Raw genomic sequence first — 10,344 nt, 5'->3', positions numbered from 1 at the left:
GCAGGCCGGACGGGTCGAGGCGCAGGCCGGGCAGGTCGAGGCGCAAGCGGGACACGCCGAAGCGCAGGCCGGACGGGTCGAGGCGCAGGCCGGGCAGGTCGAGGCGCAGGTCCGGCAGGTCGAAGCGCAGGTCGGGCAGTTCGAAGCGCGAGTCGGCCCGGACACGCTCGTGGCCGAGGAGCCCCTCGAGATCCGGGTCGGCGGGGCGGCGCTGGCGGTCACTATGCGTACCCCGGGGGACGACCTCGACCTCGCCATCGGCTTCCTGCTCACCGAGGGCGTCATCCAGCAGGCCGCGGACGTCGTCACGGCCAAGTTGTGCGCCGGCGACGAGGAGCCGAACTCGTACAACGTCGTGGACGTCCGGCTGAGCGCCGACGTGCCGGCGCCGGTCGCTCAGCAGGCGGCCCGCAACTTCTACACCACCTCCTCCTGCGGCGTCTGCGGAAAGGCGAGCATCGACGCCGTGCGCACGCGCTCCTCCTTCGACGTGAGCGCCGACCCGGTCACCGTCGCCCCCTCAGTCCTGGCCGCCCTGCCCGACGCCCTTCGCCGACGCCAGCGCGCCTTCGACACCACCGGCGGCCTGCACGCGGCGGGCCTGTTCACCCCCGATGGCGAGCTCGTCTGCCTACGCGAGGACGTGGGCCGGCACAACGCGGTCGACAAGGTCATCGGCTGGGCCGTCCGCCAGCAGCGTCTCCCCCTCGCTGGACACCTCCTCATGGTCAGCGGACGGGCCAGCTTCGAGCTGTGCCAGAAGGCCTGGATGGCCGGCATCCCCCTGCTGGCGGCCGTCTCCGCACCGAGCACCCTCGCCGTGGACCTGGCCGCCGAGGCGGGCCTGACGCTGATCGGCTTCCTGCGCGGCGCCACCTTCAACGTTTACTCCTCCCCCCATCGCGTCCAGGGCGTCCCGTCCCTCCCGCCGACTAAGACCCACCAGCCAGCCCACTAGCTAACGCCGCCGACGTCCCCCACCCCGCCGACGTCCCCCACCCCGCCGACCTCCACGCCGCCTACTTCTCTCACCCCGCGGACCTCCACACCGCCTGCGTCTCTCACCCCGCCGACCTCCACCGCACTGACCTCCACAGACGCGTTCGAAGCCGCCGCGCTCCCGAACCCCACCGCGGGTCCACCGCTCTCGGCCGGCACCGAATCCGTCGCAACGGCCGCGTCCCCGCCCGCCGCCGGCGACACCGGCCGCGTGACGATCTCGAGGTCGCCCGCCGCGTCCGTGCACAGGAACGTCCCAGCTCGGGGCCCCGACCCGAACGCGTACGCCGGCCGCTGACGAATGCCCGAAACCTGGTGCAAGCCCCAGCCGCCATCCTGACCGTTCCCGGAATCCGGCCCCCGCCGCAGCCCCAATCCATCGAACCGAACCCCAGGTCGAGCACCACCACGAGACGAACCAGAGGCCCCCGGCTCACCCGAGACCGGCGACGAACGAGAGCCCGACGACTCCCCAGAGACCGCCGACGAACGAGAGCCCGACGACGAACCAGGCACCAACGGCGACCCAGGCATCAGCAGCGACCCAGGCACGGGCACCAACCCGGGCGCCGGCGACGAACCAGGCACCGTGGGCGAACCAGGCACCGGCACCGATCCAGGCACCGGTGACGAACCAGGCACCGGCACCGATCCAGGCACCGGCGACGAACCAGGCACCGTGGGCGAACCAGGCACCGTCGGCGAGCTGGGAGTGCGGGACGAACCGGAGGTCCACAAAGCACCAAGCGCACGAGGTGCATTGGGACGGCGGAGCGAGCGCGGCAGAACGGCCGACCGTGTCGGTCCCCGCGGCGTCCGACGGGGGCGACGCATCATCGGCGGCACCTCGGCCGGCGACAGCCCGCGACCCAGGATCTCCGCCATGAGACCGGCGGCCGTGTAGCCAGGGTCGGCCTCCACCGCCCGGTCCAGGGCCAGCGCCGCGTACAGCCCGTTTCCGGTGCGCCAGGAAAGGTAAGACAGCAGCGTCGCCGAAGGTGCGACCGCCGCCGGCTCGCAGCGGCGCACCATGTCCATCCAGAGCCGCCGGTGCGCCTCGATGGCCGGGTTGCCAGTGCAGCGGGTGTCCTGGTCGAGCCGTTCCCAGGCGCGGTCGCGGAAGTCGAGCACGTGGAGCAGGACCTGTAGCCAGGCCAGCTCGTCGTCGGACAGCCGCTGACCGGCGGCGTAGCACTGTAGGGCGGCCTCCAGCGCCACCCGGCCCGCGGCGACCGCCGCCGCTCGGATGCCTGCCGGGTCGCGGTTGGCGACGAGTCGGAGGACCCGCAGGTTGGCCCGGTTGTCGGCCTGCTCGATCGCCGCGAGCGCCGGCCCCTCCGGACCCTTGAACAACGCGGCGATCGAGGCCCGGGACGGCATGGCGACCAGGCCGGCCAGCGTCGCCTCGGCCGCGGCGAACGAGGTCTCCGGGTTGAACGGGTGGCCCTCCGGCGGGCAGCAGTCAGGCGAGGGGCAGTAGAGCGACCAGTATCGCCGCTCGTGCGTGCGCAGGATGTCGTGCACCGCGATCCCGCGGGTGACCATCGCCTCGTTGACCAGCTGCAGGAAGGGGTCGGCCCGCTCCGGTGGTCCGTAGCCGATGAGCAGCGCGCCGTTGATCGCGTTGCGCCCGAACAGGCGTCCATAGGTGTCGGCCATCATCTCGCCGACGTCGTGATCGCTGGGCAGGTCACCCCGCAGCTGCATGTGCAGGCCGGAGCCGCGCAGGCCGAGCGCAACGAGGCTGTCGGTGGGATGAAAGCCAAGGAGATAAGGCATGGCCGAGAGGAGCTCGGCCGGTCCGCGCAGCCGCATGTCGTAAGTCATGCACCGAGCCTGACCTCGCCCGCACCCCGCCGGAAGACAAACTTTCCGCCTGTGGATAACCCCTCTTGTCCACAGGCCTGGCGAACGTGACCGAACTCCGCTACAGGCGAACCATGCTCACCAAACCCGCCGCAAATCCCCCAAAACGCCGAAACCATAAAAATACGAAATTTCCGATAAGTCGTGGCGCGAAGCGCCCGACTTATCGTGGCGAAGCGAACAGCAGCCGAAGCGAACGGCAGCCGACGGCTCAGTATCGGAACCGGAGATCGTAGAGATCGATCCCGTCCTCAAATCCAGTAGCCGCCGGCCTGAGATCAATAGCCAGCGTCACCCGAGCCAGAGCGTCATACCCGGCCGCGTGCAAACACCGGATCGCATCCAGGTTGCGAGCCGAAGGCGAGATGCTCAACTGCCCCAGCCCCCGCCGCCGCCCCTGGTCAGCGACGTGCGAAAGCAAAGCCCGCCCGATCCCCGACCCCCGGCACGAGGCCGCGACGACGAGCGGCTCAACCTGCCCGCCCCGCCCGTCCAGCAGCAACCCGACCATCCCGACGACCCCACCGCCGACGTCGGAGGCGACCCACATCCCGGACAGGTCGAGCCGGGTGAGGTACTCCTCGAACGCGGCCCCGGAGTCATCGGGCGACGCGGCGCCGTAAAGGCCGGCGTCGGCCGCGGTCATCTCGGCCCAGAGCTGCCGGCACTCCCGATGATCCGTGGGCCGGTAGGCCCGGATCGCGAGCGCGGACACCTGCGACGCCGGCGACACCTGAGTGCTCATAACTCATAGTTACTCCCCGAGCCCCGTTCGCGACACCCACATCGCAGGATTGCTACCCGGTCCGATTCGTCGGTTTTGCTACATCGCGCGGACTGAGGACCGGGAAGGACCGTCAAGTACCGCCGTTCCCGACCCGGGCGATAGCATCGGAAATGGCTCGCAGTAAAGACGAAGGGACGACCCGGTCGGGGGTCGTCCCTTCGTTTTAAAAACAGATCAGGTTACGGAAGGCGGAACTCGCCGTCCGAGTCGACCGCGGCGATGAAGGTCTCCCATTCCGCGCGGGTGAAGCGAACCGAGCCCGCATCGGGGGAGTTGGAGTTGCGGACCTCGACGACGCCGTCGACGAACCGCGCTTCGACGCACTGTCCGTTGTTACCGCTTCGCGTGGGCTTGTGCCACTGCTCGTTCAGCGCAGCCATCTCTGCGCACTCCTTCGGGTCAGGGCCGGACTCAGTTCGCAGAATCCTCGATCATCTTGATCGACTCCAACGGGCTGAGCGCGGCAGCTCGCAGATTCTCGAACACGTCAGCGTATCGTTGGACATCATCGGCGGCCGGGTAGATGTCGCCGGTCATGGCCTCGGCGTACACGACGCTTGGTGCATCTTGGAACTTGAGAATCGCGAACGATCCAGCCATGCCGGCATATGCCCCTCCGGAGAAGGGCAGGATCTGGACCGTCACGTTTCTCGCCCGGCCCATGTCGGCCAGGTGCTTGAGCTGCGACCGCATGACGTCGACTCCGCCGATGCTGCGCCGGATGACGCTCTCGTCGAGGACGGCTATGAGCTGCAGGGGCTGTTCTTCGCGGGTCAATAGGTTCTGCCGTTCGCGGCGCGCCTTGACGTGCGCCTCGCCGGTCTCGTCGGACTCCGCAGTCGAGGCGGACGCGGCCAGCAATGCCCGCGTGTACTCCTCCGTCTGCAGCATTCCGGGCACGACGAGCGCCTCGTAGTCGCGCATTTCCACCGCGCTCGACTCCAGGCCGATGTACCGGGAGTAGCTCGCGGGCAGATCTCCGTAGCGGGCGAACCAGCCTCGCGTTTTGCCCTGTCGCGCGAGGACGACCAATGTGTCGATCTGTTCTTGGTCGGTGACTTCGTAGATCTCGAGCAGGCGCTCCAGCGTGCTGCGCCGGATTCCGACCTTGCCGCCTTCCATCCGGCTGATAGTGCTCGGCGAGCAGTCCAGTTGCAGACCCACGTCCTCAGTAGTGAGCCGGGCCTTCTCCCTCAGCTCACGCAGTTGCTTACCCAACTGGAACCGGGGGAACGTGGGGCTGTGGGCGCTGGACACCGCTCACCTCCATTACTCAGGTCGAGTGTGTCCGTTACCGGGGTGCTACGCAAGCGTGCGGTCGGTGAGCGATTGGCTTGCTCTACTCAAGTTCGCAAGACCGTATTGCCGTGCGTAACCTGCACGTGCATTCTGAAGGCGTCAGATCGCACCTCTGCCGGAGGGAGATCAGCGGTGCCCGAGGATGACATGCTCCTGCTCGAAGACGCACCGCGACTCTTCGGCATTGTCGCCGATCCACTCGACGACGACCACCCGCAGGTTGTTGCCTGGGGGCACGAACTGCCCGATCAGGCGGTGCTCACGTGGCGCCTCGGCAACGGCAAGACCGAGGTCGCCGTGTTCCGTTCGGCCGAGGCTGCGCTGGCCACGGCGCAGCAGCTCTACAACGCGCGCCTGCTGTGGACGGCGCCGGTCGCCCAGAGCGTCTGAGGAGCGTCAATGGCCGTTGTCTACGACCACGCCGTAACGGATGCCCGCCGCCGGGTCGAGCGCCACCAGCCCGTCGTCGGCCGGCCCGCCATGGGCTGCGCGGCGGGGTGTGCGCAGTGGCCGTGCAAACCGTTCTCCACGGCATGGGCGATCGTCACGCGCAACTCCAACACCCGCGCCGGACGGTAGTGCCGGAAAGGCCGAATCGGCCGACCGGAATTGTCCGATCGACCGACCCTGATGGGTACCGCTTTCTTTGATGTTGTCGTCCCACCCGGGCCACGCCCGATCCTGAATCGGCGACGGGTCGGTGGCCGGTGGTGGCGAGGCTTCCACCGAAGGACGGTGGGGCGGTGCCTTCTTGACAATCGAACCGCTTCCTCCGCCGGTACCGCCGGATCCGCCCGATGGTCGCGAAGACGCCCGCGGCCGCAAAGGTGGCTGTGGAGCGGTCGGAACGGCACCGAGGGAGTTGCGACCGGCGGGCCCGGAGGCGTGCAGTCCGGACGTGGGTCCCGAGCCGACGATGACCGGCCCCGGCTGCGGGTCGGCGATGACGGGCGAGCGGGGCGGCGGCGCGGTCTCCAGCGTCGCACTGCCGGCCACCACCACGATCATGGTCGGCACCGAGGTGAGCAGGACCAGCAGCGCGGAGATCAGCAGCGGCCGCCGGTTGGGCGAGAACAGCCGATGATGGCGCACGTCCGAAGACACCAGAACTCCAAACCTCGAGCGACCGCGAACCGGCGATCCCGCCTGATCGGTACATCCGGACTAACTGGGCGCAACCCGGCGAAGACACGGAGAACGCGCGACTCCATGGTGTCGATCCACACGCCTTCTGCGATGCTGGACACACACCGGCAACGGCGCCGTAGCCTCCGCATACCCTGCGAGGCAGAGCCCGGGGCCGACGCCGGGCATGACCCCGGTCATGCCCGGTAGCGACGTGCGACCCCACCGGGTCGCCGCGTGGCACACACCCCCGCCGCGCGGCCGGGTCAACCCCGCTGCCGACGCGAGAGACGACAGGGAGATACGGATGGCGAAGGGCGAAGTCAAGGCCCGGGCGTCAGGAACACGGGCCGCGCCGGAACCCGCGTTCGTGCAGCTGCTCACCCCCGAAGGGGACCGGGTCGAACACCCCGACTACTCGGTCGACTTCACCGACGAGGAGTACCGCTCGCTCTACCACGACCTGGTCGTGGTCCGGAAGCTCGACGCCGAGGCCACCGCCCTGCAGCGCCAGGGTGAGCTGGGAATCTGGGCGAGCCTGCTGGGCCAGGAGGCGGCGCAGGTCGGCTCGGGCCGGGCACTGCGCGCGCAGGACATGGCCTTCCCGACCTACCGCGAGCACGGCGTTCTCTACACCCGAGGCATCGACCCGATCTTGCCGCTGAGCCTGTTCCGCGGGGTCGACCAGGGCGCCTGGGACCCCAACGAGTGCAAGTTCAACCTCTACACGATCGTCATCGGTGCGCAGACGCTGCACGCGACCGGCTACGCCATGGGCATCACCAAGGACGGCAAGGTCGGCTCGGATGACGGCGAGGCGGTGATCGCCTACTTCGGCGACGGCGCCACCAGTCAGGGCGACGTGAACGAGGCCTTCATCTGGGCGTCGGTGTTCAACGCGCCGCTGGTGTTCTTCTGCCAGAACAACCAGTACGCGATCTCGGAGCCGCTCGAGCGCCAGACCCGCGTCCCGCTGTACCACCGAGCCAGCGGTTTCGGCTTTCCGGGCCTGAGGGTCGACGGCAACGATGTGCTCGCCTGCTATGCGGTCACCCGCAAGGCGCTGGACGATGCGCGGCACGGCCAGGGACCGTCGCTGATCGAGGCGTACACCTACCGGATGGGCGCACACACCACCTCCGACGATCCGACCCGCTACCGGATCGCCAGCGAGGTCGAGGCGTGGCAGGCCAAGGACCCGATCAAGCGGCTCCGCGCCTTCCTGACCAAGCAGGGCCTGGCCGCGGAGGACTACTTCGACGCCATCGACGAAGAGGCTCGCGTGGCCGCCGTCAGCCTGCGGGAGCGGGTGCTGTCCCTGCCGGACCCGGATCCGAAGACGCTGTTCGACCACGTCTACCCGCACGGCTCCCCCGAGCTCACGCAGCAGAAGGAACAGTTCACCAAGTACCTCGCGTCCTTCGAGGGGAGTGGGCACTGATGGCCGCCGCGGAGAACCTCACGATCGGCAAGGCACTCAACACCGGCCTGCGCCGCGCCATGGAGCACGACGACAAGGTCCTGATCATGGGTGAGGACGTCGGCAAGCTCGGCGGCGTCTTCCGGATCACCGACGGGCTGCAGAAGGACTTCGGCGAGGACCGCGTCATCGACACGCCGCTGGCCGAGTCCGGCATCATCGGCACCGCGGTCGGCCTGGCCATCCGCGGCTACCGCCCGGTCTGCGAGATCCAGTTCGACGGCTTCGTCTACCCGGCCTACGACCAGATCGTCTCCCAGGTCGCCAAGATCCATTACCGCTCCGGCGGCAAGTTGAGCCTGCCGATCGTCATCCGGATCCCGTTCGGCGGCGGCATCGGCGCGGTCGAGCACCACTCGGAGTCCCCGGAGGCATACTTCGCCCACACCGCCGGCCTCAAGGTCGTCTCCTGTTCGAACCCGGACGACGCCTACTGGATGATCCAGCAGTCGATCGAGTCGGACGACCCGATCATCTTCATGGAGCCCAAGCGGCGCTACTGGGAGAAGGGCGACGTCAACGTCGACTCGGCGTCGCTTCCGCTCCACGCGTCGCGCGTCGCTCGTGCCGGTACCGATGCGACGGTTATTGCTTATGGTCCTATGGTCCGCACTGCCCTCGACGCCGCCGCCGCGGCCGCGGAGGACGGCCGCTCCCTCGAGGTGATCGACCTGCGCACCCTGTCGCCGCTGGACATGGGCCCGGTCTACGACTCGGTCCGCCGCACCGGCCGCGCGATCATGGTCCACGAGGCCCCCGGCAACCTGGGCCTCGGCTCGGAGGTCGCGGCCCGGATCACCGAGGAGTGCTTCTACTCCCTCGAGGCCCCGGTCCTGCGCGTCACCGGCTTCGACACCCCCTACCCGGCCGCGCGCCTGGAGGAGGAGTACCTTCCGGACCTCGACCGGGTGCTCGACGCCGTCGACCGCTCGTTCGGTTTCTAGGGGGCCGCGCGCACATGACCAGGGTCAAAGAGTTCAACCTGCCCGACCTGGGCGAGGGGCTCACCGAGGGCGAGATCCTCAAGTGGCTGGTGGCCGAGGGCGACACGATCGCGCTCAACCAGCCGATCGTCGAGGTCGAGACGGCGAAGGCGGCCGTCGAGATCCCGGCGAAGTGGGCCGGCAAGGTCATCCACATCCACCACCCCGAAGGCACGATGGTCGAGGTCGGCCGCCCGATCATCGCCATCGACACCGACCCGGGCGCCGGCGACCTGCCGACCGACCTGCCGCCGCCGTCGGCCGCATCACTGGCCGCCGTCGAGGTGGCCGGCGACGCTCCCGTCGAGCCGGGCATGGTCGGCGGCCCCGTGGCGGGCGGCCGGACCCCGGTGCTGGTGGGCTACGGCCCCAGGACCACGGCCGCGAAGAGGCGCCCGAGAGTCTCTGCAAATCCCGCTCCGGTACTCCCACCGCCCGCGCCAACCCCAGTAGTCCCACCGGCGCTGACCCCGCCCGCGACCCGCACGGGCGCCGTCCTGGCCAAGCCCCCGGTCCGCAAGCTGGCCCGCGACCTGGGCATCGACCTGACCGCGCTGACGGGCACGGGCCCGCAGGGCTCGATCAGCCGCGATGACGTGCTCGGCGCCCAGGCCACTCCGGCGCCGGCGATCAGGGCGGCCGTGCCCGGCGAGCGGGAGGAGCGCATCCCGGTCAAGGGCGTGCGCAAGCTGACCGCCGAAAACATGGTGGCCAGCGCGTTCACGGCCCCGCACGTGACCGAGTTCCTGACGGTCGACGTGACCAGGTCGATGAAGGCCTTGGAGCGCCTGAAGACCAACCGCGAATGGTCCGACGCCAGGATCTCCCCGCTGCTGATCGTGGCCAAGGCGGTCCTGCTGGCCCTGCGCCGCCACCCGATGGTCAACTCGACCTGGGCCGGCGACGAGATCGTCATCAAGCACTACGTCAACCTGGGCATCGCCGCCGCCACGCCACGCGGTCTGATCGTCCCCAACATCAAGGACGCCCAGACCCTCACCACGAGGGAACTGGCGGACGCGATGACCGCCCTGGTCGGCACGGCCCGCGAGGGCAAGACTCCCCCGGCCGACATGGCGGGCGGCACGTTCACCATCACCAGCGTCGGCGTCTTCGGCGTCGACACGGGCACCCCGATCCTGCCCCCGGGCGAGTCGGCCATCCTGTGCTTCGGCGCGGTCCGCGAGCAGCCGTGGGTCCACCGCGGCAAAATCAAGGTCCGCCAGGTGACAACCTTGGGCCTGTCGTTCGACCACCGCATCATCGACGGCGAACTCGGCTCCAAGTTCCTCCGCGACATCGGCTCCTACCTGGAAGACCCCGAAGCCGCGATGCTCGCCTGGAGCTAGCTGCCTCATCACATGTGGCCCTGCGCTCTCCAGCGCGGGGCCACTTCCGTGCGCGCGACATGTCGAGCGCTCGGCACCCCGACATGTCGGATTTACACGGCCGCGGCGATCACTCGCGCTCGTGAGGTCTGAGGCCGGCGCCCCAAGTGGACAGCGACCGCATCGGGGCGCGGTGGCGGCCGGTGTAGAAGCGGGGGTACTTCGGGGCGAAGAGCGAGCCCATGAGGCGGACGATCATCGCGCGGCCCTCCTTCTGACTGGGAGTAACCGGTCAACGACCGCATCACCCTTGGGTGACGGCGTGTCTGCTACTCAAGTGCTCCATAGCGGTACTCACCGTGCTCGGCTGTGGTCCGGTTCACTCGCAGGAGCGGGTTGTTGATCGTTACCCGCGAGTAATAAGATTGCTGTTACCGGCTGGTAACCCGGATCGGCGATGCTTCCCACACAGGCGTG

Annotated in this window: 12 protein-coding genes; 7 read left to right on the top strand and 5 right to left on the bottom strand. The window is 69.1% G+C overall.

Going from position 1 to position 10,344, the window contains the following annotated elements:
• Positions 1 to 169 precede the first annotated feature (169 nt).
• Positions 170 to 958 (top strand): formate dehydrogenase accessory sulfurtransferase FdhD, encoded by a 789-nt coding sequence (fdhD, locus tag ACIA8L_RS48630; RefSeq protein ID WP_395916096.1) that lies wholly within the window; start codon positions 170 to 172, stop codon positions 956 to 958.
• Here the strand turns inward: fdhD and ACIA8L_RS48625 are convergent.
• From ACIA8L_RS48625 to ACIA8L_RS48610, 4 genes are all read right to left on the bottom strand, one after another.
• The gene (locus tag ACIA8L_RS48625) at positions 955 to 2,826 is read right to left on the bottom strand and encodes a DUF4192 family protein (protein WP_395915884.1); all 1,872 of its coding nucleotides are present in this window, start codon (positions 2,824 to 2,826) and stop codon (positions 955 to 957) included. The genes fdhD and ACIA8L_RS48625 overlap by 4 nt on opposite strands.
• Positions 2,827 to 3,076: 250 nt before the next feature.
• Positions 3,077 to 3,610, bottom strand: a complete 534-nt coding sequence (locus tag ACIA8L_RS48620) for a GNAT family N-acetyltransferase (RefSeq protein ID WP_395915882.1) — start codon at positions 3,608 to 3,610, stop codon at positions 3,077 to 3,079.
• A 221-nt stretch (positions 3,611 to 3,831) separates the two neighbouring features.
• Positions 3,832 to 4,032: a DUF397 domain-containing protein gene (locus ACIA8L_RS48615; protein ID WP_395915881.1), complete on the bottom strand. Its 201-nt coding sequence runs from the start codon at positions 4,030 to 4,032 to the stop codon at positions 3,832 to 3,834.
• A 31-nt stretch (positions 4,033 to 4,063) separates the two neighbouring features.
• Entirely contained in the window at positions 4,064 to 4,909 is an 846-nt protein-coding gene (locus tag ACIA8L_RS48610; RefSeq protein WP_395915879.1) for a helix-turn-helix domain-containing protein, read from the bottom strand.
• A gap of 174 nt (positions 4,910 to 5,083) precedes the next feature.
• On the opposite strand from ACIA8L_RS48610, the gene ACIA8L_RS48605 reads away from it, so the two are divergent.
• From ACIA8L_RS48605 to ACIA8L_RS48580, 6 genes are all read left to right on the top strand, one after another.
• Positions 5,084 to 5,341 (top strand): hypothetical protein, encoded by a 258-nt coding sequence (locus tag ACIA8L_RS48605; protein ID WP_395915877.1) that lies wholly within the window; start codon positions 5,084 to 5,086, stop codon positions 5,339 to 5,341.
• A gap of 9 nt (positions 5,342 to 5,350) precedes the next feature.
• Entirely contained in the window at positions 5,351 to 5,530 is a 180-nt protein-coding gene (locus ACIA8L_RS48600; protein ID WP_395915875.1) for a hypothetical protein, read from the top strand.
• Between the two features lie 319 nt (positions 5,531 to 5,849).
• Positions 5,850 to 6,035, top strand: a complete 186-nt coding sequence (locus ACIA8L_RS48595) for a hypothetical protein (RefSeq protein ID WP_395915873.1) — start codon at positions 5,850 to 5,852, stop codon at positions 6,033 to 6,035.
• A gap of 348 nt (positions 6,036 to 6,383) precedes the next feature.
• Complete coding sequence (gene pdhA, locus ACIA8L_RS48590) at positions 6,384 to 7,517, top strand: pyruvate dehydrogenase (acetyl-transferring) E1 component subunit alpha (protein WP_395915872.1); 1,134 nt, start codon at positions 6,384 to 6,386, stop codon at positions 7,515 to 7,517.
• A complete protein-coding gene (locus ACIA8L_RS48585) occupies positions 7,517 to 8,500 on the top strand; it encodes an alpha-ketoacid dehydrogenase subunit beta (RefSeq protein WP_395915870.1) in 984 nt (327 codons plus the stop codon). Before pdhA ends, ACIA8L_RS48585 begins: the two co-directional genes overlap by 1 nt.
• Positions 8,501 to 8,514: 14 nt before the next feature.
• A complete protein-coding gene (locus ACIA8L_RS48580) occupies positions 8,515 to 9,888 on the top strand; it encodes a dihydrolipoamide acetyltransferase family protein (protein WP_395915868.1) in 1,374 nt (457 codons plus the stop codon).
• A gap of 109 nt (positions 9,889 to 9,997) precedes the next feature.
• Here the strand turns inward: ACIA8L_RS48580 and ACIA8L_RS48575 are convergent, their stop codons facing one another.
• The gene (locus ACIA8L_RS48575) at positions 9,998 to 10,126 is read right to left on the bottom strand and encodes a hypothetical protein (RefSeq protein WP_395915867.1); all 129 of its coding nucleotides are present in this window, start codon (positions 10,124 to 10,126) and stop codon (positions 9,998 to 10,000) included.
• Positions 10,127 to 10,344: the final 218 nt, after the last annotated feature.

This window comes from Dactylosporangium sp. NPDC051541, from assembly GCF_044454505.1.
Taxonomy (GTDB): Bacteria; Actinomycetota; Actinomycetes; order Mycobacteriales; family Micromonosporaceae; genus Dactylosporangium.
This window is presented reverse-complemented; position numbering and strand designations above follow the sequence as displayed.